Source organism: Paenibacillus germinis (assembly GCF_013141785.1).
Lineage (GTDB): Bacteria > Bacillota > Bacilli > Paenibacillales > NBRC-103111 > Paenibacillus_E > Paenibacillus_E phytorum.
The window spans coordinates 1-25,426 of sequence record NZ_WHOC01000184.1 but is presented as its reverse complement, the minus strand read 5'-3'; the positions used below and the strand labels follow the sequence as shown (position 1 = coordinate 25,426).

The 25,426-nt window shown below is 47.2% G+C and carries 18 protein-coding genes; 17 read left to right on the top strand and 1 reads right to left on the bottom strand.

From position 1 onward, the window contains the following. Nucleotides 1-18: 18 nt before the first annotated feature. The 14 genes from GC102_RS36755 (at nucleotide 19) to GC102_RS36690 (ending at nucleotide 20,508) form a co-directional block, all read left to right on the top strand. Nucleotides 19-2,616 (top strand): DUF5696 domain-containing protein, encoded by a 2,598-nt coding sequence (locus GC102_RS36755; RefSeq protein WP_171693893.1) that lies wholly within the window; start codon nucleotides 19-21, stop codon nucleotides 2,614-2,616. Between the two features lies 1 nt (nucleotide 2,617). Next, nucleotides 2,618-3,508: a carbohydrate ABC transporter permease gene (locus GC102_RS36750; protein ID WP_171693892.1), complete on the top strand. Its 891-nt coding sequence runs from the start codon at nucleotides 2,618-2,620 to the stop codon at nucleotides 3,506-3,508. Between the two features lie 15 nt (nucleotides 3,509-3,523). Continuing rightward, nucleotides 3,524-4,477, top strand: coding sequence for a carbohydrate ABC transporter permease (locus GC102_RS36745; protein ID WP_171693891.1), 954 nt, complete (start codon nucleotides 3,524-3,526; stop codon nucleotides 4,475-4,477). A gap of 30 nt (nucleotides 4,478-4,507) precedes the next feature. Next, nucleotides 4,508-5,536 (top strand): family 20 glycosylhydrolase, encoded by a 1,029-nt coding sequence (locus GC102_RS36740; RefSeq protein ID WP_171693890.1) that lies wholly within the window; start codon nucleotides 4,508-4,510, stop codon nucleotides 5,534-5,536. A gap of 47 nt (nucleotides 5,537-5,583) precedes the next feature. Further along, nucleotides 5,584-8,352 carry an alpha-mannosidase gene (locus GC102_RS36735; RefSeq protein WP_171693889.1) on the top strand — a complete coding sequence of 923 codons (2,769 nt, stop codon included), beginning with the start codon at nucleotides 5,584-5,586 and terminating at the stop codon, nucleotides 8,350-8,352. A gap of 587 nt (nucleotides 8,353-8,939) precedes the next feature. Continuing rightward, on the top strand, nucleotides 8,940-9,794 hold the full coding sequence (locus GC102_RS36730; RefSeq protein WP_171693915.1) for an ABC transporter permease: 855 nt from the start codon (nucleotides 8,940-8,942) through the stop codon (nucleotides 9,792-9,794). 17 nt (nucleotides 9,795-9,811) lie between these two features. Then, complete coding sequence (locus GC102_RS36725) at nucleotides 9,812-10,684, top strand: carbohydrate ABC transporter permease (protein WP_171693888.1); 873 nt, start codon at nucleotides 9,812-9,814, stop codon at nucleotides 10,682-10,684. 59 nt (nucleotides 10,685-10,743) lie between these two features. Then, nucleotides 10,744-12,420 (top strand): type 2 periplasmic-binding domain-containing protein, encoded by a 1,677-nt coding sequence (locus GC102_RS36720; RefSeq protein WP_246321332.1) that lies wholly within the window; start codon nucleotides 10,744-10,746, stop codon nucleotides 12,418-12,420. A gap of 134 nt (nucleotides 12,421-12,554) precedes the next feature. Continuing rightward, nucleotides 12,555-13,634, top strand: a complete 1,080-nt coding sequence (locus GC102_RS36715; RefSeq protein WP_171693886.1) for a Gfo/Idh/MocA family protein — start codon at nucleotides 12,555-12,557, stop codon at nucleotides 13,632-13,634. A 27-nt stretch (nucleotides 13,635-13,661) separates the two neighbouring features. After that, entirely contained in the window at nucleotides 13,662-14,684 is a 1,023-nt protein-coding gene (locus GC102_RS36710; RefSeq protein WP_171693885.1) for a Gfo/Idh/MocA family protein, read from the top strand. Between the two features lie 111 nt (nucleotides 14,685-14,795). Beyond that, nucleotides 14,796-15,743 (top strand): sugar phosphate isomerase/epimerase family protein, encoded by a 948-nt coding sequence (locus GC102_RS36705; protein WP_171693884.1) that lies wholly within the window; start codon nucleotides 14,796-14,798, stop codon nucleotides 15,741-15,743. A gap of 12 nt (nucleotides 15,744-15,755) precedes the next feature. Further along, a complete protein-coding gene (locus GC102_RS36700; RefSeq protein WP_171693883.1) occupies nucleotides 15,756-17,492 on the top strand; it encodes a hypothetical protein in 1,737 nt (578 codons plus the stop codon). A gap of 14 nt (nucleotides 17,493-17,506) precedes the next feature. Next, on the top strand, nucleotides 17,507-19,759 hold the full coding sequence (locus tag GC102_RS36695; protein WP_171693882.1) for a glycoside hydrolase family 88/105 protein: 2,253 nt from the start codon (nucleotides 17,507-17,509) through the stop codon (nucleotides 19,757-19,759). Next, on the top strand, nucleotides 19,756-20,508 hold the full coding sequence (locus tag GC102_RS36690; protein WP_171693881.1) for an MgtC/SapB family protein: 753 nt from the start codon (nucleotides 19,756-19,758) through the stop codon (nucleotides 20,506-20,508). Before GC102_RS36695 ends, GC102_RS36690 begins: the two co-directional genes overlap by 4 nt. 869 nt (nucleotides 20,509-21,377) lie before the next feature. Here the strand turns inward: GC102_RS36690 and xylA are convergent. Beyond that, nucleotides 21,378-22,697, bottom strand: a complete 1,320-nt coding sequence (gene xylA / locus GC102_RS36685; RefSeq protein ID WP_171693880.1) for a xylose isomerase — start codon at nucleotides 22,695-22,697, stop codon at nucleotides 21,378-21,380. 172 nt (nucleotides 22,698-22,869) lie between these two features. Here xylA and GC102_RS36680 point away from each other — a divergent pair, with 172 nt between their 5' ends. From GC102_RS36680 to GC102_RS36670, 3 genes are all read left to right on the top strand, one after another. Beyond that, nucleotides 22,870-24,048 (top strand): ROK family transcriptional regulator, encoded by a 1,179-nt coding sequence (locus GC102_RS36680; protein ID WP_171693879.1) that lies wholly within the window; start codon nucleotides 22,870-22,872, stop codon nucleotides 24,046-24,048. 99 nt (nucleotides 24,049-24,147) lie between these two features. Continuing rightward, nucleotides 24,148-24,642 (top strand): hypothetical protein, encoded by a 495-nt coding sequence (locus tag GC102_RS36675; protein ID WP_171693878.1) that lies wholly within the window; start codon nucleotides 24,148-24,150, stop codon nucleotides 24,640-24,642. An 84-nt stretch (nucleotides 24,643-24,726) separates the two neighbouring features. Next, complete coding sequence (locus GC102_RS36670; protein ID WP_171693877.1) at nucleotides 24,727-25,239, top strand: Crp/Fnr family transcriptional regulator; 513 nt, start codon at nucleotides 24,727-24,729, stop codon at nucleotides 25,237-25,239. The last annotated feature ends 187 nt before the right edge of the window (nucleotides 25,240-25,426 follow it).

Sequence of the window (25,426 nt, the reverse complement as noted above, 5' to 3'; positions counted from 1 at the left end):
CGCTAAGGAGGGATGAAGGTGTCCAGCAAGATGAAAATATCCCTTGGCATCCTGAGCGCCGGTTTGGTGGCCTGCAGTCTGATCGTGATCTATTCGCATCAATCCGTAAGCATGGCGGAAGCTCAATCCCAGGTCAAATCAGTTCTTCCAGATAAATCAGGTAAGGGGAATCCCGTAACTGCTGCAAGCACGGAGGTTCGTGCTGCAAGTGGAATGGTTGCTGTATCATCGAATACAGCCGAGGAGCAGAGGGCTCTTCAAGCCATGGAGCTAATAACCCAGAACGAAATTCTGATGCTCTACGTCAAACGCGAGACGGCCGAGGTTGCTGTCAAGGATAAAAGAGACGGCTATATCTGGTTTTCCAATCCAGTGGATCGAGAGAAAGATCCCAAAGCTTCTCCTTTGTATAAATCAGAACTATCGTCCCAACTGTTAGTAACCTATTACAACGAAAAAGGGCAGCTTAATACATTAAACAGCTACGACGATAGCGTAAAAAAGAAACAATTTAAAATCAGCAGCGTGGACAAAGGCATTAAAATCGTATACCAGCTGGGAAATATTCCGAAAGATTACGGCAATATTCCTAAGGTAATCGGTAAACAGCGGTTTGAGGAACGTATTCTGGGGAAGCTGACGGATAAGGACACTCGTGAGGATGTCGCTTTCAAATTCCGATTGGACGAACAGAAGCAAGTATATGAAGTTCGCAAGTTGCAGGATTTTGTAGCGGAGGAGCTGTCCAAAAAACTAGAGGCAATCGGTTATACAAACGAAGAAGCCGCCAAGGACAATAAGGACAATGGGGCGGGAAGCAGCGCCCAAGAGGAAGGTCCGAGGTTTACGGTTCCGCTTGAGTACACTTTGGACGGAGAGCATCTTGTTGTGAAGACAGCTGGCAAGGAGCTTCAATATACGAATGCTTATCCGATTGCCATGCTGCAGCTGCTCAAATATTTCGGGGCTGCCGATGATAAAAAGGACGGTTACATACTCGTCCCTGACGGGTCTGGCGCCTTGATTCATCTGAATAACAACAAAAAGAATGCGGAAGCCTACAACCTTCCGGTCTACGGTTCCGATGGCACTTACGACGTCAAAGAAAAGATTCAAACGAACGAGATCACGAGACTGCCCGTCTTCGGCATCAAGCAGAACGATCACGCTATGCTTGGCATGATTGAAGGTGGAGACGCGATGGCCACTATCACGGCAGACATTTCCGGCAGAAACGATTCTTACAACACAGTTGGCGGGAAGTTTAGAGTCATGGATATGGACTTCTATACGTTAACGTCAGGAACCAAAAAGAGCTCCGTACCGATGTTCGGGCAGAAGCCGTTTCAAGGGGATTATCAGATTCGATATGACTTTTTGTCAGGACCTTCATCCAACTACACGGCTATGGCAGGCAAGTATAGGGAGTATTTGGTGAATAAATACGCTCTGAAGAAGCTGGAGCCTGCTAAGGCAAGTCCTTTCCTGCTTGAGGTGGAGGGAGCGTTCCAGAAACAAGCATCTTTTGTCGGTGTTCCGTATCAATCAACGGAAGCGCTGACCACCTTTGATGAAACGCAGTCGATGTTAACAGCTTTGAAAGAAAAAGGAGTCAAGGATATCGGGCTCCGCTATGTCGGTTGGTTTAATGACGGAATTCGGCATACGTCTCCATCGAACGTTGAAGTGGTCGGTGAGTTAGGCGGTAAGAAGGGATTCCGCAAGCTGGCCGATTATATGTCAAAGGAGAACATCCCTCTATTCCCGGATGTAGCTTTTCTTGAAAAATATAAAGGAGCTTCAGACGCAGCTTCCTTTTTAGACAGACAGAAAGCCAAAATTTACAAGTATGACCCCGTGATGTATGTCAAAGATACATCGAAGTTTTCACATTACTTATTATCGCCGTCTGCGCTGGCAAAAACAGTGGACGGATTTGTCTCCGACTACGCGAAGCTTGGCCTTACCGGCTTGTCTCTTAGGGATTTAGGAAATGAAGTGAACTCAGACTTTAGCCCAGATCATCCGATTAACCGGCAGGATGCGCTAAACATTGCCGTTGGCGGTACCGACATGCTGAAGCGGCAAGCCAACAAGCTAATGGTGAATGGCGGCAATGCCTACAGCCTGCCGTACGCCAACATTATTGTGAATGCTCCGACCAAAAGCAGTCGCCTGAATCTGACCGACGAAGACGTACCCTTTTATCAAATCGCGCTTCATGGTTTTTATGATCTCGCCGGAGAGCCGTTTAATATGCAGAGCGTAACCGATTCACGCGATTCCCTGCTGAAAGCGCTAGAGACGGGATCGAACATTTATTACCAGTGGTACTACAGCGATTCGTCAGCGGTTAAAGATTCGGATTATAACGAACTATATGCGCTGCACTACGGAGATTGGCTGGATCAAGCGGCCGGTTTCTACAAAGAGGCGGGCACTGTGCTGAATGAGGTTCGGTCATATGTGATTACCGATCATCGTAAATTGGCAGAAGGTGTGGTTCAAACGACCTTTGAGAATGGGAAGAAGATTATTATCAATTACAACAGCGCTGCGGTACAGGTGAACGATAAACAACTAGAGGCCAAGAGCTACTGGGTAGGAGGTGAGTGATTTGCGGAAAAAAAGATTATCGTTGGAACAGACGAAAGCGTGGTACGGCGTTTTGTTCGTATCTCCCCTCATCTTGGGGATGGTCATGCTTTTTCTGCTGCCGCTCATTCAATCATTCCGATTCAGCTTAAGTTCCATACAAATGGTTGAGGGCGGCTTTGCCGTACTGCCTAAAGGAATTAGCAACTACACCAGCTTATTTACCTCCAATCCGGATTATCCCCGATTATTGGCGGAAGGTGTTGTCAATATGGTTGTGAATGTGCCGATCATCATTATTTTCAGCCTGTTCGCAGCGGTGTTATTGAATCAAAAATTTAAAGGGCGCGCCCTTGCGCGCGCGATCTTCTTTTTGCCGGTCATTCTGGCATCGAGCGCCCTTGCTAATCTAGATATCAGCAGCTTCGTAGGAGGTTCGGCTCTCAGTGGGAGCGGAGAAGGTTCTAATATGCTACAGAGTTTTGAACTGAAAAAAATGCTGCTGGATTCGGGTATTGCTCCTATCATAGTCAATTACATCACTGGAGCGGTAGATCGAATTTATGAAATTATCAGTTCTTCTGGTGTACAAATTTTGATTTTCTTGGCAGGGCTTCAATCGATCTCCCCTTCCTTGTACGAGGCATCCAAAATCGAAGGAGCAACGGGATACGAGATTTTTTGGAAAGTGACGTTTCCGATGATGTCCCCGCTCATATTAACGAACTTGGTCTATTCCATTATTGATTCCTTCAGCAGAAATAAAATCAATACGCTTATTTCACAAACGGCGTTCAAAACCTTCGATTTCGGTTTAAGTGCGGCAATGTCCTGGGTGTACTTCATTGTTGTGGCTATCATCCTTGTCATCTCCACTGCGCTTGTCTCAAGAAAAGTATTCTATTACGACTGACGGAGGGATAGGACTATGAAATCGCAGGCTGTACGTATGGACGGATGGATTAGCAGGCGTAATCCGCTGGAAAAGGCGAAAAATTGGACATGGCAGATCATACGCGCCGTCTTGGTGCTCGGCTTTTGTTATATTATTTTGTTTCCCATATTTTTAAGACTATCGGTTGCCTTTCGTGACAGAATCGACATTTATGATCCAACTGTGCTGTGGATTCCCCGGCATTTTACACTCGAAAATTTAGAGATAGCAATCTCAGCAACAAACTATTTGTCAGCTTTATGGAATACGTTCCTTATCTCGTCTACGACAACGTTGATTCAGGTTTGTTCTTGCGCGTTGGCGGGATACGCTTTTGCGCGATTGAAATTTAAAGGCAGCGGGCTGTTGTTTGGTCTGGTCATTTTCACCATCGTCGTGCCGCCTCAAACGATCATGATTCCGCTCTATTTAACATACCGGTATTTTGATCTTTTCGGATTAGTCGGGCTATTTTCAGGGAAGAGCAGTATCAATCTGATTGACACGTTTTGGCCGTTTCTTATCTCTTCTGCTACAGCGATGGGGCTGAAAAACGGGCTTTATATTTATATTTTCCGTCAGTTTTTCCGGGGTATTCCCAAAGAAATCGAAGAAGCCGCCCTCGCGGACGGAGCGGGAATTTTCAAAACCTTTTACAGGATAATGCTGCCTAACGCCATTCCCGCCGTTGTCACAGTCGTTTTGTTCTCGTTTGTATGGCAGTGGAACGATAGCTATTATGTATCCCTGTTTTTGAGTAAAGTGAAGGTGCTTTCCACACAGCTGACGGATATGGGGCCAGCTCTGGGCAAAGAGCCGGATCCGGTGTACCAGTCTATGCTGCTCAACACGGGCGTACTGCTGATGATGGGACCTTTGATTGCGTTGTATTTGTTCGTTCAGCGTTATTTCGTGGAAAGTGTGGAGCGTACCGGTTTAGTAGGTTAATAAAGATAAAGACAGGGTGGAGGAGAAACAGTGAACAAAGATGGATGGCAGTTGAAAGGATTCCATATGCGCTTCGGATCGCATGAGGATGTTAGTAATTTAAAGCGAGTGATTGAGGAAGCGTTGGCGCCTATGGGCGTAAATGTTTTGATACTGGAATGCAACACTTCATTTCAGTTCCAATCTCATCCGGAAGTATCGGGTGGCACTTTGACGAAGGAAGATGCGAGGGAGCTGTCCGCCTTATGTAAGCGGCACGGTATACGTTTGATCCCTTTGTTTGATTGTTTGGGGCACCAAGGTTGGGGCGGAGCGAGGAATTCGCTTCTGCGGGCGCATCCGGAGTTTGACGAAACCCCGCATGTGCCGACGGATGCCAAGTGGCCAGATTTTTATTGCCCAAGCTGGTGTCCATCCCATCCGGACATTAATCCGCTCGTGTTCGAACTGATGGATGAGCTGATCGATGCTTTCGAAGCGGATGCCCTGCATGTCGGCATGGACGAAGTGTTCGCCATCGCGGATGATGGGTGCCCACGGTGCCGAGGGAAAAACAAGGCAGAATTGTTTGCGAAAGCGACGAACGATTACTACGAGCATTTGGTCCGTAATCGGAAGGTGCAGATGCTCATGTGGGCAGACCGGTTGATTGACGCCAAAGGCATGGGGTATACAGAGTGGGACGGCGACATTTACGGCATTTGGCCAGCCGTGGATCTTATTCCGAAGGATATTATATTGTGCGATTGGCACTACGATAAATTGGACGCTTATCCATCCGTCGGGCATTTGCTGGGTAAAGGATTTGAAGTATGGCCCAGCTGTTGGAAAACACCGGAAGCGGCCCTTGATCTGCTGGAGCAATCCATCCGCCAAGCGGAAGAGCGGGGGGCGATTGATCGCATGCCCGGCATGTTGGTGACTGGCTGGAATGCCGACGGCGCCAAGCTGGTGACCGCACTGCTGAGAGATGGTGACTTAGGCGAAGATACGGGCGATATTAAGGGCATTGCAGCTACGCTGAAAACGGTCATGGAGGCGCTCCGACTACGGACATAGCATCTTGAAGCAAAGAGCTGATATTACATAGAAATGGAGACAACGCCATGACACAGTCCAAAACCGTACATATCATTTCGCATACACATTGGGACAGGGAATGGTATTTGCCCTATGAAAAGCATCACGTATTGTTGATCAAGTTAATGGATACGCTGATTCAAACCCTCAGGCAGGATGACGGATACCGCAGCTTTCATCTGGACGGTCAAACGATCATACTAGAGGATTATTTGCAGATACGCCCGGAAATGAAGGAGACGCTGGAGCAATTGATTCGCAGCGGACGCATTCATATCGGCCCGTGGTATATCCTGCAGGATGAATTTCTAACGAGCAGTGAAGCGAATGTGCGCAATCTGTTAATTGGCCACCGCGATGCGAAAACGTATGGCGTCATTTCGAAGCTGGGCTATTTCCCGGATTCCTTCGGCAACATGGGGCAGGCGCCGCAGCTGTTGCGGCAAGCAGACATTGAGAACGCCGTGTTCGGACGCGGTGTGAAGCCGACGGGATTTAACAACGAGGTATCAGAAGTTCAGGCTTACGAATCTCCATATTCGGAGATGTTTTGGGAAGCGCCTGACGGCTCCAAGGTGCTGGGTATTCTATTTGCCAATTGGTACAGCAACGGGAATGAGATTCCTGTGAATCCAGAAGCGGCATCCAAGTATTGGGATCAAAAATTAGTAGAAGCAGCCCGATATGCATCTACGCCGCATTGGTTGTTCATGAACGGGTGCGATCATCAGCCTGTACAGACCGATCTCACGGATGCGATCAGCACAGCCGAGAAGCTGTACCCGGACATTCGATTCATCCATTCCAATTTTGAAGATTATTTGAGTGATGTGAACCGGACGATCCCGAGTGATCTGTCCATCATTCGCGGAGAGCTGAGAAGCCAGCATACCGACGGCTGGTCTACGCTCGTAAATACGGCATCTTCCCGCGTTTATATCAAGCAGAAGAATCAAGAAGGCCAGACACTATTGGAAAAAGTGGCGGAGCCTTTGGCAGCCTTTGCTTACCAAGCAGGATGCCCATATCCCCATCATCTGTTTACCTATGCTTGGAAAACATTGATGCAGAACCATCCGCATGACAGTATTTGCGGGTGCAGTGTCGACGAAGTACATGCCGAAATGATGACGCGTTTTGAGAAAAGCAAGCATGTGGCCGAATCTATTGCGGCGGATAGCCTGACTTGGTTGGCAGAGCGAGTGGATACGTCTGTATTTTCCGGTTACGGCAAAGAAGCGGTGCCGTTTCTATTAACGAATACGACCGGGTGGGAACGTAGTGGTACCGTGACCGTGCAGCTGGAATTAAACAGGATTTACTTCCGTGATGGCAGGGACTTCCGGGATATGAGACAGGACTTGAAGGATAAGAGCTTGGACGATTATGTGTTGGTTGATGTGGATGGGAAACCTATTCCTTGTGGATTAGAGGATATGGGGATTCACTTTGGGTACGATTTACCTGATGACAAGTTCAGACAGCCGTATTTCGCACGTGCCGTCCGTGTGACCTTCGAAGCGGCTAATGTGCCGGCTTTAGGATACAAAACGTATGCGTTGACTCGTGATGCCTCATTAAAGCTGCTTCTTTCGCAGACTTCTTTAATCGTTGGTACATACGCGATGGAAAACGAATATTTGAGTGTCCAAGTCGCTGATGACGGCTCGCTAACGGTAACGGAGAAGCTTGAAGGAACGGTCTACAAAGGCTTAGGCGTTTATGAAAATACGGGAGACATCGGTAATGAGTATATGTACCGCCAAGCTTGCGGAGACACGGCTGTGACTACGCGCGGTGTACCGGCATCCATTCGTATTCAGGAAGATACGCCTTTTCGAGCTAGCATAGAGATCGTTCACGAGTTGGAAATACCGGCATCTGCTGAGGATTTATTGGATACGGAACGCAAGGAACTGGTCTGGTTTACGCAGCGGAAGTCGGCTCGATCTGACACAAAGATAACTTTGAAAATCACGACGGTTGTATCCTTGGATAAAAACGGAAAGCGCGTTGACATTGCGTCAACTTTTAACAATCACGCCAAAGATCACCGTTTGCGCATGCTGTTTCCTACGGGATTGGATGCGGCAACCCACTACGCCGATTCCATCTTTGAAGTGCCGGAGCGGATCAATACAACGACAGCCGAATGGAAAAATCCGAGCAACTGCCAGCACCAGCAAGCATTCGTAATGGTGGCGGGTGCGCGGCAAGGGCTTACTATCGCCAACCGCGGTTTGAACGAATACGAGATCGTTCGAGAAGATAGCGGCCAAACCATTGCGATTACATTGCTTCGAGCCGTAGGGGAATTAGGCGACTGGGGATACTTCCCAACGCCAGAAGCGCAATGTATCGGCGAGCACACTGTGCACCTATCCGTTATCCCTTATGCGGTGCCTGTAGAAACAAATGAGGTAGACCCGCGAGTTCATGGCTCCGGTGCCATACAGGCTGCCCATCAATATCAAATTCCTTGGTCAGTAAAGCAAACCGAGGTTCATCCCGGAGAATTGCCGCCGATTTACGCTTTTGGGAGCTGGGAAGGTCAAGCTATGGTCTTCTCCGCCATGAAGGTTTCCGAGGAGACAGGGGATATGATTACGCGTTGGTATAACATTTCTGCACAAGAGCGAGCTCTGAAAATAGAACTCCCTGAGAAGTTCCATCATGCTTATAAGAGCGATATTATGGAACGGCGTTTGGATCGTCTGCAGCAGGAGGGATCGGAGCGATTGTCCGTATCCGTTCGTCCAGCAGAAATCGTTACGATTAGTTTTGAACAACTATGAAAAATGTACGAAAAAAGACTGTTTCAGAAGCGGATGCCAAGTCCGTACATGAAATAGTCTTTTTTTACTTTATATGAAAGTTTTTTGGGTTACGTGGTGAGGGGGAAGCTTCCCCTAGCTTTCGTGCGAGCAGATGGGCTATAGTGTTTACCATTGTTGTATTTTCTACAACAATGCACACTCCCAAAGTCTATTTCGCAACTTGAAGTTGCATTTCGTACAACATTTCGAGCCCATTTGTTGCAAAATCGCCTGTTTTGGGCTCAACCGCGAATAAGGATTCATTCATCCAGCAACCTCATTTGAGCATATATGACGATTGATTCCGATTTAAGACGAAGGATGGCGTAAGCTGTCTTTTTTTATTTAAACACACACCCAATGAAATTATAGATTCTTCTATAATTTTTTAAGGGTTTTTTTGATCAAAACTTTTATTATAGGTATATTACATTGAAGTAAGGAGTGAAGCAGCCTTGAACGGAAATATCAATGAAGCTCCTAGACTCCCCCTAACGACAAGTGAGCAAAAAGCTTTGCAGCTGAGACGAAGAAGAAGATTGAAGCAAAACATTCCGCTTTTTATCATGCTTATCCCTGTCATTGCTTACTACATATTGTTCAAATATTGGCCTATGGGCGGTCTTGTTATCGCTTTCAAAAACTACAATTTTGCGGATGGGATTTTGGGTAGCCCTTGGGTGGGACTGAAGTATTTTAAACTTTTGTTTTCTAGCTCCAATACGCTCCAAATCATTTGGAACACGTTTTGGCTCAGTCTTTTGAGTTTAATTTTCGGCTTTCCGATTCCAATCTTTTTGGCCATTTTGCTTAATGAAGTAAGAAGGTCGTGGTTTAAAAGATGGGTACAAACGATTATTTATTTGCCGCATTTTTTCTCTTGGGTCATTGTTTCTGGTATCGTATTGTCATTATTTGCAACAGACTACGGTTCAATTAATAAGGTACTCAAGATGTTTAATATTGAACCGATTACCTTCCTATACGAGTCGAAATCTTGGGTTAGTATATTTATCGGATCAGGCGTTTGGAAAGAAATGGGCTTCAGCACCATTATTTACTTGGCCGCATTGACGACCATTGATCCTTCCCTTTATGAATCTGCGGGTATGGATGGGGCAACGAAGTGGAGACAAATGTGGCACGTAACGCTCCCAGGTATTCGTCACACCATTATTCTATTGCTTATCTTAGCGATGGGTAAGGTGATGGAGGTTGGCTTTGACCAAGTGTATAACTTGCAGAACGCCGCGGTATCGGACGTATCGGAAGTTATTAGTACCTACATTTATAAAATAGGCCTAGGTAGTTCACAATTTAGCTTAACTACTGCAATGGGATTCTTCGAATCCATTATTAGTTGTAGTCTCGTGCTGATAGCTAACAGGATAGCTAAAAAGTTTGACCAAGCTTTGTTCTAGAGAAAGGAGGGACCCTCATGAAAGCGACAAAAGGCGAAAAGATTTTCTACGCTACGAACTATGTGGTGCTCGGATTAATTGCCTTAACGTGCATTCTGCCGTTTATTCATATTGTGGCGCTATCGCTCAGCGATCGGTCGTCGGTAGACTCAGGTCATGTTTTCTTCTGGCCGGTAGGACTGCAGTTTACAGCGTATAAAATTTTCTTCATCGCTAGCCCAGCTTTTAATGCTTTTAAAAATAGCATCATAATTACACTTGTCGGTGTCGTACTTAGTTTGTTAGGTACCATATTAGCTGCATACCCATTGTCCAGATCGTATCTGATTGGCCGTCGCTATCTTGTTCTAGCTATGGTGTTTACGATGCTGTTCTCGGGGGGGTTAATTCCAACCTATCTGGTTATTAAGAACATGCATCTGATCGACTCCTATTGGGCATTATGGCTTAGCGGATTCATTAGTACCTATAATATGTTACTAATGCGAAGCTACTTTGAGAATATTCCTTATGAAGTGCAGGAAGCAGCGCGAATTGACGGATGTAACGATACCTCGCTTCTCATCCGTATCATACTTCCACTATCACTTCCCATGTTGGCTACGTTGGCACTGTTCTACGGGATTGGCTTTTGGAATTCTTTTATGAACGTCCTGATGTACATCAACAAGAGCGATATGCAAAATTTGACCGTCATCGTCCAGGCGATGCTGCAACAAAACGATCTTTTGAATTCTCCTTCTCTCAATAATGAGGAGCAGGCGGCAGTCGCTACGGAGATGGTTAAAGCAGTTGGGGTCGTTGTAATGGTAGTTCCCATGCTGGTGGTTTATCCCTTCCTGCAAAAATACTTTGTGAAGGGCGTTATGCTTGGGTCTGTTAAGGGTTGATGAGAATGGTGTTCCCGTTTAACAAAACTTCACAATAAAATTATTGGGGGAAAATGCGCATGATGAACAAGAAACTGTGGGTTGGTATGACAGTAAGTGTTGTAGCATTAGGGGCAACGTTGGTTGGTTGCAGCAGCGACAAGAAGGAAACGGCAACACCGGCAGCAACGACCAAAGCGGGTGAGAAAGCAGCAGTTAAACGTAGCGATGTAACCGTGACCATGTATGATCGCGGTGCAGTTCCTGCATCGGAAGGGTCGTATGAAGAAAATCGCTGGACCAAGTGGATTAACCAGAACGGACCGGAAAATGCGAAATTCGTACCCATCCTCCGCAGCGATTCAACTAAAAAATTAAACGTATTGTTTGCTTCCGGTTCCGCTCCGGATATTGTTAGCGAGTATAATACACCGTTTCGTGGCAGTCTGTATGATCAAAAGCAGCTGCTGCCCATCGATGACATTTTAAAATACATGCCTGAATATCAAAAATTACTGACCCAATATCCGCAGTTGAAGAAAGCGGGTACAAAACCAGACGGGAAGTTGTATGAAATCGGTAAAGTGAAAGAAGCTACACCTCAACATATTTTGCTAATTCGTACAGATTGGTTGAAAAAGCTGAATCTATCGATGCCTACAACAACCGAGGAATTATTGGCCGTGGCTAAGGCATTTGCAGAGAAAGATCCTGATGGCAACGGAAAGAAAGATACCTATGGGCTTAACATGAGTACCTATTCGGAACAAGCGATCAATGAGATGTTCGGCGAAGGCTCTTCGAAAGACTTGTTGGCCTGGGGAGTTAAAGATGGCAAAATTATTCGTCAATGGGATAACGAGCTTGCTTCCCTAACCTTCAAAAAGAAGCTCTACGATGAGGGTATTATTGACAAAGATTATATCAATGACAAAGATGGTGCTAAGGCAAAGCAAGACTTTCTAAATGGCAAAATCGGAGTTTATGTGAAGTTTTCAGGTGGTTGGTATGACTTTGCAATGAACGACCTTCCTACGTTAAAGAAAAATGTGGCTGATGCGGATGTGGCTCCGTTAGGCTATCCGAAGTCACCACTCGGGACATTCACAGGGGCAATCGATAATCCTGTTCAAATGACGACAGTCATTAACGCCAAGGCGAAAGATCCCGAAGCTGTTGGCCGTTATCTTGACTTTATGATGAAACCGGAAACGGCTTTGAAAGTGATTAATGGTGACGAAGGCACTCACTGGAAGAAAGCGGCGAATGGATGCCCGCAGGCTGTAGACCCGGCAAAGAACAAAAATGAGGTAGGCTACGCATTGGATTACGAAATGTTCTATTCATCGGGACAAGATAAGTGCAGTTTTGTTTTGAGCGGCTTTAATCCGGAAGTGCCTGCGCAGAAGGCCGCCATGGACATGTATAAAGAAGTTCAGAAGCAGTATTTCGATACGCAAAGAGAATACCCTGGGCTCACGGTAGGGGAACATATGCCGGTGTATAGTGCTGATCTTCAAATGATTAATACAACGATTCTTAAAGAAAAAGGCGACCTCTTTGTTAAGGCCATTATTAGCGGAAGCAAGTACACCCCTGAACAAGCAATTAAAGACTCACAAGCGGCTTGGGAAAAAGCAGGCGGTAAGCAGCTCGAAGATTTCATGAACAAATGGTATCAAGAAAATAAAGATAAAGCGTTCCTTGCTAAGGATGTTATGGCAATCGCGAAACAACAAATGGAAACAGTAAAGTAATTCATTCTTGATGAAGGAGCTGGACATGGATATGCGTTTGCCTGCCATGCAGACAACGCTGAGATGTCCAGCTTCATTCATTTTCAATTGGCAATACCATCGGATTGCTAATCACATCATGGGGGGAAATAGAAATGAACAAGGTGAAAGTCGCCATCATTGGCTGCGGCGGTATAGCAACAGGTAAGCACTTACCCAGTCTAGCAAAAATAGAGCAGGTCGAAATTGTTGGTTTTTTTGATATCGTGCTTGAACGCGCTCAGCAAGCGTCAGAGAAGTTTGGTGCTCCCGGAGCGAAGGTGTTTGAGAACTATTATGAGCTTCTTGCTGATGCTTCGATTGACGTCGTTCATGTCTGTACCCCAAATGATTCGCATGCGGAGATTTCGATCGCAGCTATGGAAGCAGGCAAGCACGTCATGTGTGAAAAACCGATGGCCAAAACAGCCGCCGATGCTCGGCGTATGGTTGAAGCTGCCAAGCGTACAGGTAAGAAGCTGACCATTGGCTACAATAATCGCTTCCGAGCGGATAGTCAGTATTTGAAGAAAGTGGTTGAAGACGGTGATCTAGGCGACATTTATTTTGCCAAAGCGCATGCCATTCGCAGGCGTGGGGTTCCAACTTGGGGCGTATTTCTGGATGAAGACAAACAAGGCGGAGGCCCGCTGATCGACATCGGTACACATGCTCTCGATTTAACGCTGTGGATGATGAATAACTACGAACCTAAGGTGGTGCTTGGCACCGCTTATCATAAGCTGTCACGGAAAGAAAATGCCGCTAATTCCTGGGGGCCTTGGGATCCTGAGAAATTCAAAGTGGAGGACTCCGCATTTGCCATGATCGTGATGAAAAACGGTGCGACTGTGATGGTGGAGGCGAGTTGGGCCTTAAATACATTGGATACGAAGGAAGCAAAGTGTACGCTTTGCGGTACAGAAGGCGGAGCCGACATGCAGGATGGCTTACGCATAAATGGTGAAAACCACAGTCGTTTATACGTCAATCAATTGCAATTCGATGCCAAAGGTGCAGACTTCTACGAGGGTAAAAAAGAGAGCATGTCGGATAAAGAAATCCGTACATGGATTGATGCTGTAATGAACGATAAGGAGCCTATTGTAACGCCAGAGCAATCGTGTGTCGTTTCTGAAATTCTTGAAGCCATTTACGAATCCAATAGAACGGGAAAAGCGGTCTATTTTGACTAAAATAACCGGAAATGAGGCCATTCTTTCATGATTAGAGTAGCGATGTTGAGCTTTTGGCATGTTCATGCAAAAGATTATGCACGTCTAGCCGCCGAGCACCCGGGTACCGAAATCGTGGCTGTATGGGATGAAGTTCCCGAACGAGGAAGGCAAAAGGCAGAGGAGCACGGTGTTAGCTTTTATGCCGATTTGCATGCGCTTTTGGCCAATCCGAATATCGATGCCGTTATTGTGGATACGCCGACGAATCGGCACCGGGATGTCATCATCGCAGCTGCCAAAGCGGGTAAGCATATCTTTACAGAAAAAGTTATAGCTACCACGACGAAGGAATGTAATGAGATATTGGCTGCGGTTGATGCGGCTGGGGTCAAGCTAACGGTTTCTCTACCAAGACTATATACCTGGTTTACACAGGCTGCACATAACTTCATTCGGGAGGGTCAGCTTGGCAATGTAACGACGGTTCGCATACGGCTTGCTCACAACGGCGCATTACGAACAGAGAAAAATCCGAATGGTTCACTCCCATCCCATTTCTTCAACTTAGAGGAGTGCGGGGGAGGGGCATTGATGGATCTTGGCTGCCATCCGATGTACTTGACGCGCCTATTCCTAGGTTTACCGGAAAGTGTTAGTGCCAGCTTCGGTTACATAACGGATCGAGAGGTAGAGGATAGTGCGGTAGCGACTTTACGTTATCCAAATGGGGCAATAGGCATTGTTGAAGCGGGATTCGTGAATAACTACTCACAATTTGATATTGAGGTGCAAGGAACGGAAGGCAGCCTCATGTATACGAGAATTGATGACAAGCTGTTAGTACGAAGCCACAAGTTGGAAGGTGGAGCAGCAACAGGGTGGCAAGAGGTCACGAATCTGCCTGAGAATCTCCCTTCTCCATTTGAACAATGGGTGTCACATATTCGAAATGGAACGACAGCTTCTGAAAATATACAAATTGCACTTGATTTGACCCGTTTAATGGAAGCTTCGACTTTATCGGCACGCTCAGGTGCTGTATGTAGGCTGAGTGACCTGGCGGAATAAAGAGGCTTCCTTGTGGAAAGGCCAGATCATTCCCTGCAATGAAATAAGGGTAATCTGGCCTTTCTTCATTTGAGGGAAATGATGACAACAAAGCTCTAAGGAGGAACAGACATGCTGGACAAAGGGGAATACTCATTTTCTACCTGTTGGAATATTAAAAAGCATACGATTGGAAGGAACATGATAGAGGAGATCAAGGAGCTCGGTTTTCGTCAGGTGGAATTGAACTATAACGTGACGGAAGAGATGATGAAGTCAATTGAGCCGATGATCGAAAAAGGGGAAATTGGTGTATCCAGTGTACACAATGTGTTCCCTTTCATCGACGATAAAGATTACGATACAGATTCTGTCATGCTTGGTTTCGATGATGAGGTGAAGCGCAAGCGATCCGTGGAGCTGTTGATCCGGTCTATGGAATATGCGAATCGCTATGGAGCGAAGGCCGTTGTCGTACATCCAGGCGAAGTGCCTTTTGAATATAACATTGATTTGGATTTGAAAAAGCTTTACAGGGATCACGGGAAGGATTCACCGGAATATCAAACGCTGTGGAAGGACATGTCCGAAAGACGGGAGCGGTTGAGTCCGCTCTATACCAAGCGGATCCAAGATAGTTTGGAGGAAGTGAGCGAGCATGCAGCCAAACAAGGATGGTCAGTTGCCATTGGCATCGAGACACGCTCAAGATCGTATCAGATGCCGACCTTAATGGAGGCGAAGACCATTTGCGAGAACCTGAAGGGCGGCCCGGTTTACTTGTGGTACGATATCGGCCATGCCATGATGATGGATCGAATGGGCTTGTACGATAATCTCAAGGAGCTGCAAGAGGTTAAGCGCTACATTTATGGCGTACACATCCATGAAACGCTAGAGCTGTCCGATCACTGGTGTCCTTATGTACACAGTAAGGATCTGCAATATTTTGATCATTTTCTTGAAGCGATTGATTTCGCCAAAGTCAAAGTATATGAGTTGAAGGCTGTATGCCAGCCGGACGAGATAGACGAAAGTCACAGGCTTATTACAAGTAAAATTGCAGCTATGAAAGGTTAAAAGGTGATCAGTATGGACGCTACTTATAAAGAGTTGGTACACATTTATGACGAACATACAGCAGCTATGCTGCAGCGGCAGGTGCTTGATCCTACATCGAAATATGTTGGCGGTATTATTGATGAAACGGGCATTGCTCGTGTCAATCATCTCAGCACGCCGAGCGTTTTGGCCGTATGGGCTTCCGCTATCGTTAATCCAGATTCACGTTACTATCACGATGAGACACTCTTAGCCGCTTTCGACAAAGCAGCGGATTTTATTTTGAACCGACAGCATGCCGACGGTACGATCTCGTTAGGTTCAACAAACTATAATTCTCCACCAGATACAGCCTTTGTTGTAGGCGGGATTACGCAAATGTATCAACTGCTTGAGGCACATGACTGGGCAGCTGTGAAGCCTGCCTCTGCAAAGCTGAAACTCTTCCTGGAGCGTACGATCCCTGCTATGCTGACAGGCGGATGTCATACACCGAACCATCGCTGGGTTATTACAGCGGCACTTTCGCTGCTGTATGAGATTTTTCAAATGCCTGAGCTGATAGCTAGAGCGGACGAATGGTTGGCAGAAGGTATGGATATCACACATGACGGCGAATGGACAGAGCGCAGCAACGGCATCTATAATGCCGTCAGTGATATCGCTTTATATCACACGGGTCGTGTGCTAAACCGTCCAGAATTATTAGAATGTGTGCGCCGCAATCTGCGCATGATGGTGTATTTGATCCATCCATCCGGTGAAGTGGTAACCGATTATTCAGGACGCCAGGATTTCGGACAGACGTTTGATATGGCGACTTACTTCCTAATTTATCGCTTAATGGCTGCGCATGATAAAGATCCTTTGTTCGCTGCGATGTCGGACTATGCAGGTACCTTTATTAAGCATACGGAAGCGGTAAATAACAATGCACTCTTGGGTTTATTGCTGTATCCCGAAGCAGATATTTCCGATTTGGAGCGTACTCCGCTTCCTGATCGTTATGTCCAAGTAATCAATGAGCACCATCCGATCAATGAGCATTTAACGCAGATCGATGGCGTGGGCCACCATATGAAAATAGAACACAGCAGCATGCACTTAGCCTTTGGCGCTCCGCTTGTACGTATTCGAGAGCTAGACCAGAGCGTCACGATTATGCCGCAAACGCCGTCATTCTTCTCCCTTCGCCATGGAAAAGTAAGGCTGCTGGGCATTAAGTTGTCTACATCTTTCTCACCTGGGATTGTGAAGTTCGCACATCTAACTGCGGAGGAAGGCGTTTATAAACTAGGAATCGTATTGGAAAAAGGATATAACGGGCCGATTCCACGTCAATTTCTGCCGGAGTCTGCGGAGAGATCGACACTCAGTCCTTGGTACTTGCTTCCGCATCAGCATCGTCCGATGACACATCTGCAAACTCTAGAGTTTCAAGCGGAAATTACACAAGGAGACGGGGGATGGACGATTCGTATCCTTTCCGATGAGCGAGAAGATGTATTCACGCAGTTATCCTTTATTCTAGGAGATGAGGGTACGGTTAGCGGCAGTGATCTCGACCAAGACGAAGCAGGGAAATATTTCTTGAAAAATGGATCCATGAAATATGCGGTGGATGAAGATGCGATTGAGATTTCAACAGGCGCCTACGAGCATCTGCTGCCTGTGCTTCGTGAAGATCAACATCCGACCGGTTGCAAATACGTCCATGTGAACATGGTGACGCCGTTCGACCGGACATTTACAGTACGCCTACTGTAGAAAGGAAGGCCGATATGACGACTTATTTTAATGAACAAGAGAGTATAAAGTCTCGGTTAGGAGACGACGATAACCGGACATTGAAGGTGCTTGCGGACCGGTACATTGGGGCTAATCCGCCCGTCCCATTTGCTTTCCGAGCCTTTTACCGATCTGGCGTTTTGCAAAACGAGGATGGGATGTTTGATTTGAATTTGGGGCGGAAATTTCCCGAAGCAAGACCCGGTCAATTTTCATATGCCTATGGTTTAGTATGGAGTGATGGTGAACGAAACCTGGATGTGTTGTTCCGCTGTTTGGGGCCAATTGAGTTCTATTTCAATGATGAACGTGCCTATCGTTCCAACGTAATAGATGAAATTAAGCCAGATGCCAGCGTTAAGCTTAATCTGAACTTTGTGAAAGGCTGGAACCGACTTTTTATCAAAGCTAAGCATACGGCTGCGGGTTTTGGCTGCTTGTTCGGATCTGATGAAGCCAAGGTACGGATTCTGAATGTGCTTACTCCGTTTGCCGAAAGGCAAGGACAGGCGGGATGGGTGTACTCTGAACCGACTGACACTGATGTATTCGAGGGTAGTCCACTGCCAAATGGTTTGGCGTCAGAGAAAGCGTACGGGCTGCGCTGGCTGCCGACCTGTGAGTGGAGTGAGAGTGAGTTTGTGAAGCTTGTTTGCGAGCGTTTATTCGGCTTACAGCCTGGTAAGCAAGCGTACGCGTGGACGAAACTGAACAAAGTAAGCTCAGGTGAAGAATCTTGTCTGCTGAAGGGCCATACGGCAGGTCCGTTGACCGTTTGGCTGGATGGGAAGCAAGTATTGGAGCTCGCGGAAGAAGGCAGCTTTCAGGTGGAAGTGCCGCTATCTTTTGGCAAACATGATCTGTTGATCCGCAGTATTTGTGGAAGTCATGCTTGGGGTTTCACGCTGCATGCCTATGTTAGGGGAGAGGTTGTCCCGTTAAGCGCTCCTCAGAAGGTTCACGGTTCAGCTGAGCCGTGGTTCTATGTGGGGCCACTGGATTCCAGCATTGAGTTAGCGTATGAGGAATTAATAAGAACCGATCGCATTTATGCTAAAGGTTCAGAGTCAGACGCTGCAGGTGACAAGACCTACTGGCAGTTAGACCGTCCAGACGCTTGGATACGTCCTTATTATGAGAATGCCATGCTGAGCAATAAGTGGACCGTCGGCAACGTCACGAATTATGCTCGTTGGGATTATCCGCTCGGCGTTACCATTTATGGGCTGCTGCAAGCAGGTCGGTTGTTGGAGCGGTCTGATATTATTGGGTATGCCCTCGATCATGTTCAAAGCTGCACAGACATGTTCGAATACTCTTTATGGGATCGAGAGAAATACGGGTTCCCGGCGATCAATCAACAGTTAGTCATGATGAAAATGCTGGATAACTGCGGCTCCTTTGGTTCCGCGATGTTAGAAGCCTATCAGGAAGACAAGGATCCGGGCTTCTTGCCGATTGCGCAGCGAATTGCCGACTTCATACTCGTGCGGTTGGAGCGTAAGGGAGATGGTGCCTTCTATCGGATATGTCAGGATGAATATTCGGAAAACACGATGTGGGCCGATGACCTCTACATGAGCACGCCGTTTCTCTGCCGCTATGCGGGGATAACCGGCAGCAGCGAGGCACTGGATGAAGCAGCGAAGCAATTTCTGTTATTCCGCAAGTATTTATATATGCCGGATCAGCGCATCATGTCGCATGTCTTTGATTTCAAATACGGCATGGCTACCGGCATTCCTTGGGGGCGTGGGAATGGATGGACACTCTTCTCGCTGACAGAGGTGCTGGAGGTTCTACCCGAAGAGCATGAAGCTCGTCCGGAGTTAGTGCATTTCTTTAACGAACTGTGCGCGGGATATGCCGATCTGCAAGCTGAAAGCGGGCTGTGGCATCAGGTGTTGAACGATCCCGACGCCTATCAGGAAGCATCGTGCACGGCAATGTTCGCCTATGCCTTTGCGAGAGGCGTGCGATTCGGCTGGCTGGAGCAGCCTGATCGGTTCATCAACGCTTCGCTGAAAGCATGGGACGGTTTGACCCGTCTGGCCATCGACGCTCAGGGCAACGTGCATGGCGTTTGCAGCGGCTCGCGGTATGCTTTTACCGCTGATTATTATAAAAAAGACCTGCTCACCGTAACCAATGACAACCACGGGGTTGGCATTATGATGCTGGCTGGTTCAGAAGTAGTGAAGTTGAAACGATGGCTGTCGCATCCGCTTGAAGTGATGCATAAATGACGACTGTAGGCAGCGTGTGGCAAATTAGTCATTTGGATTTGATTGTAAGAATGGTATTGGCGGTCGTTCTGGGTGGTTTGATTGGTCTTGAACGGGAATTGAACAATCATGCAGCGGGCTTTCGTACTCACATCTTAGTTTGTTTAGGCTCCGCCACCATCATGCTGCTGTCGGAGTACGGATTCTCTGACTTTGTAAATGAACCCAACGTCCGCATAGACCCATCCCGCTTGGCTGCACAGGTTGTCAGCGGCATCGGCTTTCTTGGCGCAGGCGCGATATTGCGAAACGGCAGTGTTATTAAAGGGTTGACTACCGCTGCTTCCGTTTGGTTGGTAGCGGCTATCGGTTTGAGCGTAGGTGCAGGCTTTATTACGGGGGCGTTGGTATGCACCTTCTTAGTACTCATCAGTTTGTATCTCCTGAATAAGTGGGAGAAGCATTTCCTAAGGCACCGCCGAACTCACGAAATTGAGATCATGATCAATGAACATCCCGGTTTTCTCAGCTTGGTTACCTCCCGTTTTGGGGAACAGGGTATCCAAGTCACCAATCTAAAGATGATGCCAGGAAGCGAATCTTCCCTCGTATCAGGGAATACCGAAAATACCCCAATGATGCACTTGATCTTCAGCTTAAGATGTCCGAAGCACGAGAAGCTGCTTGCCGCATACGAACAAATTGCCGCTCTGGACATTGTCGTTAGGATGGAAGCTGCGAACTTCATTTTTCATAAAAAGGTGGCCTAAGAAAAGGTAGGTTTGTGATTCTAGCAGTATGGGTCTCTGATCTCTTCGATCAGAGATCTTTTCCATTTTTACGAGGGATAATCTGAGGTTAGCGGTTACCAATGTTGTAAATTCTACAACAATTCACGCGCTTAAAGGCTATTTTGCGAGTTGAAGTTGCAGATTGTACAACATTTTGAGCCCATTTGTTACGAAATGGCCTGAATAGGACTAAATTGTTGTACATGATACAACAACGAAGGGACAAAGGTGAGATTTAGGCTGCAATTGTTGCACTTTTTACAACAGTCCCCGGCGTATTGGCCTGTGCGGGCATTTTGCAAATTAAGATGAGAGTTCCTGTCACCGATTGCTCATTCCCCTCGATGTTAAGCATGTTTTATAACGCTAAGGAGGCAAATTTCTGTGTTGCCCATCTGTTAGCGATGGAAAACATTGTTAAAGTGAGAAGCTAGGAGTAAAATGTTCATACTCCTCGACTATAAGCGTGTTTTAAAGCGTTAAGGAGGCAAGTTTCAGCGTTGCCCATCCGTTAGCGATGGAAAACATCGTTGCAGCAAGCAGCTAAGAGTGAAATGGTCATACTCCTCGACTATAAGCGTGTTTTAAAGCGCTAAGGAGGCAATTTTCTGTGTTTCCTATAACGTTAGCGATGGAAAACATCGCTACAGAGAGAAAACTAGAGTGAAATGGTCATTCCCCTTGACTTTAAGCATGTTTTATAACGCTAAGGAGGCAAATTTCTGTGTTGCCCATCTGTTAGCGATGGAAAACATCGTTACAGAGAGAAGATGTGTTATCTGCACAAGCCAACAGACAAACAAAAAAATCCCGCTCACGCCTAACGGCTGGAGCGGGATTTTCGACAATTAGGAGTTAATCAGGTATTGGTTAACCGTCGCCTTAATCAATTCCAAACGGCCGGATTGATTCACGATGGTGCTGTTGTTCTCAAGCGCATAAGCTTCAAGCGTCTTGAAATCTGCTTTACCGGACACGATATCGGCGCCGATGCCGGATTTGAAGGAAGCATAGCGCGTGTCGAGGATGTTATCGAATACGCGGTCTTCGATCAATTTGGCAGCGACTTCTAAGCCGCGAGCGAAGGCATCCATACCTGCGATGTGGGAGTAGACGACATCGATAGGCTCGAAGGAAGTACGGCGAACCTTGGCGTCGAAGTTCACGCCGCCGCGGCCGATGCCGCCTTCGTTCAAGAGGATTTCGTACATCGCGAGTGTCGTCGAGTACAGGTCAGTCGGGAACTCGTCGGTATCCCATCCGAGCAGCAGATCGCCTTGGTTCGCATCGATGGAACCAAGAACACCGTTGATGCGCGCGACGCGAAGCTCGTGCTCAAAGGTATGACCGGCAAGCGTGGCATGGTTTGCTTCCAGGTTTAATTTGAAATACGGCAGCAAGTCGTATTTTTGCAAGAAAGATAGCGTCGTCGCCGCATCGAAGTCGTATTGGTGTTTGGATGGCTCTTTGGGCTTAGGCTCGATCAGGAATTGACCGTCGTAGCCGATTTCTTTGGCATAATCAACCGCCATGTGAAGGAAGCGAGCAAGGTTATCAAGCTCCAGGCCGAGGTCCGTGTTAAGCAGAGTCTCGTAGCCTTCGCGTCCGCCCCAGAAAACGTAATTTTCCGAGCCAAGCTCTTTGGCATGATCTAAGGCTTTTTTCACTTGGGCAGCAGCGTAAGCAAATACGTCCGCATTATTCGTCGTAGCAGCACCGTGAACGAAGCGCGGGTTAGTGAACATATTAGCTGTATTCCAGAGCAGCTTTTTGCCGCTGGATTTCATTTTATCTTTGATCAGGGCAACAATCTCGTCGAGGTTCTTGTTCGTTTCTTGCAGCGTGCTGCCCTCAGGCGCGATATCGCGGTCATGGAAAGCGAAGTAGTCGACATCTAGAATGTTCAGCAGCTCGAAGCAAGCGTCAACGCGAGCTTTGGCCAGTTCAAGGCCGGAGTATTGATCCCAAGCGCGGATTGCTGTGCCACTGCCGAATGGGTCGGAGCCATTAGCGGAAAAAGAGTGCCAGTAAGCGATTGCAAAACGCATATGCTCGCGCATTGTTTTGCCTAAAATAACTTGATCAGGATTATAAAATTTAAAAGAAAGCGGGTTCGTCGATGTGCGGCCTTCGTACTTAATCGGTTGAATGTTGTCAAAGTAGCTCATGAATTCAGCCTCCATAAATTAAGGAATAAATGCTTATGCAGTCATCATAGCACCAAATGAATAGTTTGTAAATTCATTAAACAAACTTAGTTAATGCATGAAAATGTCTTTCATGTTAAAATCAGTTCATTAGAAAAGAGCGACAAGCAATTAGAGCAGTGTGGGGGCAAACATGAAGCAAACAGGCGATTTGAATCTCGTTAAAAAAATAAATAAATCCATCGTACTACACCATATTCGCACGAATTCTCCAATATCCCGCGCACGGATTGCAGAAATTACAGGGCTGACAAAGGCGACAGTGTCGAGTCTTGTTAACGAATTGATCGAGAGCAGTGTCGTCGAAGAGATTGGCGTTGGTGAATCAAGCGGCGGGCGTAAGCCGATGATGCTGCTTTTTAATGGGACGGCTGGTTATGCCATCGGGGTAGACTTAGGGGTTACTGATATTCTTGCGGTGCTGACAGATTTAAGCGGTAAGATCATCCGTGAGGTAAGAGTGCAGCATGACAATGCTTCAGTCGAAAAGGTCGTCCAGCTGTTGAAAACGACCATCCGCGGACTGATCGAAAGCGCGCCGGAGAGCGTCTACGGGATTATAGGAATCGGCATCGGTGTGCCGGGTATTTGTGATGAGAGCGGCAATCTGCTGTTCGCGCCGAATCTTGGCTGGGAGAACGTGCCTTTGCAGCAGCAAATCGAGGAAACGTTCAACATTCCCGTTGTTATTGATAACGAAGCGAACGCAGGAGCTGTGGGGGAGAAACAGTTCGGAGCCGGTAAGGACACGGCGAATCTGGTGTATGTGTCGATCGGCATCGGGATCGGTGCCGGGATCATCATTAAGGGCGAGCTGTACCGCGGGGCGACCGGCTTCTCTGGTGAGATCGGGCACATCTCGATCCAGCACGACGGGCCCAAGTGCAGCTGCGGCAGCTTGGGCTGCTGGGAGTTGTATGCGTCGGAGCACGCGCTCCTCACGCAGGCGCGTCGCGAGCTTAACGATGACACTGTGGATCTGGAGGCTTTGCTGAGCAAAGCCGAAGCCGGAGATCTGGCAGTGATCGCACTTTTTGAGCGCCTTGGTTATTATCTCGGTGTAGGCGTAGTTAATATTATCAACGCGTACAATCCCGAATATATTATTCTCGGCGGCCGCTTAGCAAGTGCCGAGAGATGGCTGATGAAACCGCTGCTGGCCCTGCTCGAGAAGCGTTCCCTGCCGCATCCGCGCAAGCAGCTGAAAGTAGCGTTCAGCGAGCTGAGCGATCGGTCGACAGTGCTCGGGGCAGCATCTTTTGCAGTTGCCACATTTTTCGTGGAGACAACGGTTTCGATTGATCGAAACTAAGCTAGTAGTAATTCCTTCCATTTGGTTGACCGAAGGAAGTTCACTTTTGTACAATGAGAAAAGTGCCAAAAATTCGAGAACAAAGGACTGGAACCAACGATGCTTCTACGTTCACTAGTGATGTGCTGCTATCTCATGGGAGCTTACTGGGCTTCCTACCATTTCCCATCAATGAAGATGGTGTTTTATCCAACGCTTGGGGCATTCAGCTTTCTTTTTATGCACCGTGTGGACCAAATTAAGGACATTGGACGCATCACGATGGGTGCTATCATAGCAGTGACTCTCGGCAGCAGCATGTATGCGATAAGCCACGGCGCCATATCATTTTTCATAACAGCTATCCTTACCATCTTTCTTATTCAGTGGTTCAAATGGAACGCGGCACCGATTCTGTCCGTTTCGTTCATTCCCTATTTTGCACATTCAGTCTCATTCTGGGCACTGCCTGCAGCCGTCTTCGTTTCTCTCCTGGGGCTGGTGGGATCGATTTGGCTCATCGGCAAGTTGGAGCAGTTGAATTGGGTTGCCAGATTGACACTGGCACTTTCGCCGCTTCGCACGAAGCTGGAGCCGCTAAAAAAAGAGATGTAGCTGGTTAGCAGCTAGCAATCATAAACAAAAAAGCGATCAGCAGATGAATGCTGTCGCTTTTTTTCATAATGAAGGAGAATGGAAATGAAACTGCACAAAGGAGAAATCCTATTCCGCCAAGGAGACACGGGGCCACTGTACAGGCTCCAAACCGGTCTGTTGAAAATTGTCCGTGCCCATGAGGACGGAAATACGACACTCGTGAATATCATTGTGCCAGGCGAAACGATCCCACATCATTCGCTCATTAGCCCGAGCCCTTACTACGGTACTGCGATAGCACTTGTCACTTGTGACATAGAAGTGATTCCTGCTGCGCAGTGGTACGAGGAGCTAGAGCGCAGCCCGGAGCATTTCCGAACGATCGCGCGCCAATTACAGGATAAACTGCGCATGATGCAGCAGCGAATTGATCAACTGACAGCAGTGACTCCCGCGGCCAAGCTGATGAAGCTCGAAAGCTGGTTTGGGCACTACCTGGGAACGTTGAAGCTGACAGATGTGCTAACACAGGAGGAAATCGGTCAGTTCATCGGGCTTCGCCGGGAGACCGTGAATCGTCTACTGAGGGAGAGTCAGATGAAAATAGAGTCTTAGACTGACGTCGTCATTAACGGGCAGGATAGTTCAATCGATTCGTGAGTAACTTCAAGCATATAATTTCACGAATGCAGGAAGGTCAAGAACCATGTGGAATAAATATACAACTTTACCGTATTAGGAGGTCGTGAAATGGCGTTTCCGACACATATTGTATCGGCAGGCGGAATTGTAGAAGATGGAA

What these genes read in the sequence shown, in the direction of transcription:
- GC102_RS36745 (WP_171693891.1), top strand. Translation starts at nt 3,524, where the DNA reads ATGAAATCGCAGGCTGTACGTATGGACGGATGGATTAGCAGGCGTAAT.
- GC102_RS36735 (WP_171693889.1), top strand. Translation starts at nt 5,584, where the DNA reads ATGACACAGTCCAAAACCGTACATATCATTTCGCATACACATTGGGAC.
- GC102_RS36730 (WP_171693915.1), top strand. Translation starts at nt 8,940, where the DNA reads ATGCTTATCCCTGTCATTGCTTACTACATATTGTTCAAATATTGGCCT.
- GC102_RS36725 (WP_171693888.1), top strand. Translation starts at nt 9,812, where the DNA reads ATGAAAGCGACAAAAGGCGAAAAGATTTTCTACGCTACGAACTATGTG.
- GC102_RS36720 (WP_246321332.1), top strand. Translation starts at nt 10,744, where the DNA reads ATGATGAACAAGAAACTGTGGGTTGGTATGACAGTAAGTGTTGTAGCA.
- GC102_RS36715 (WP_171693886.1), top strand. Translation starts at nt 12,555, where the DNA reads ATGAACAAGGTGAAAGTCGCCATCATTGGCTGCGGCGGTATAGCAACA.
- GC102_RS36710 (WP_171693885.1), top strand. Translation starts at nt 13,662, where the DNA reads ATGATTAGAGTAGCGATGTTGAGCTTTTGGCATGTTCATGCAAAAGAT.
- GC102_RS36705 (WP_171693884.1), top strand. Translation starts at nt 14,796, where the DNA reads ATGCTGGACAAAGGGGAATACTCATTTTCTACCTGTTGGAATATTAAA.
- GC102_RS36700 (WP_171693883.1), top strand. Translation starts at nt 15,756, where the DNA reads ATGGACGCTACTTATAAAGAGTTGGTACACATTTATGACGAACATACA.
- GC102_RS36695 (WP_171693882.1), top strand. Translation starts at nt 17,507, where the DNA reads ATGACGACTTATTTTAATGAACAAGAGAGTATAAAGTCTCGGTTAGGA.
- GC102_RS36690 (WP_171693881.1), top strand. Translation starts at nt 19,756, where the DNA reads ATGACGACTGTAGGCAGCGTGTGGCAAATTAGTCATTTGGATTTGATT.
- xylA (WP_171693880.1), bottom strand. Translation starts at nt 22,697, where the DNA reads ATGAGCTACTTTGACAACATTCAACCGATTAAGTACGAAGGCCGCACA.
- GC102_RS36680 (WP_171693879.1), top strand. Translation starts at nt 22,870, where the DNA reads ATGAAGCAAACAGGCGATTTGAATCTCGTTAAAAAAATAAATAAATCC.
- GC102_RS36675 (WP_171693878.1), top strand. Translation starts at nt 24,148, where the DNA reads ATGCTTCTACGTTCACTAGTGATGTGCTGCTATCTCATGGGAGCTTAC.
- GC102_RS36670 (WP_171693877.1), top strand. Translation starts at nt 24,727, where the DNA reads ATGAAACTGCACAAAGGAGAAATCCTATTCCGCCAAGGAGACACGGGG.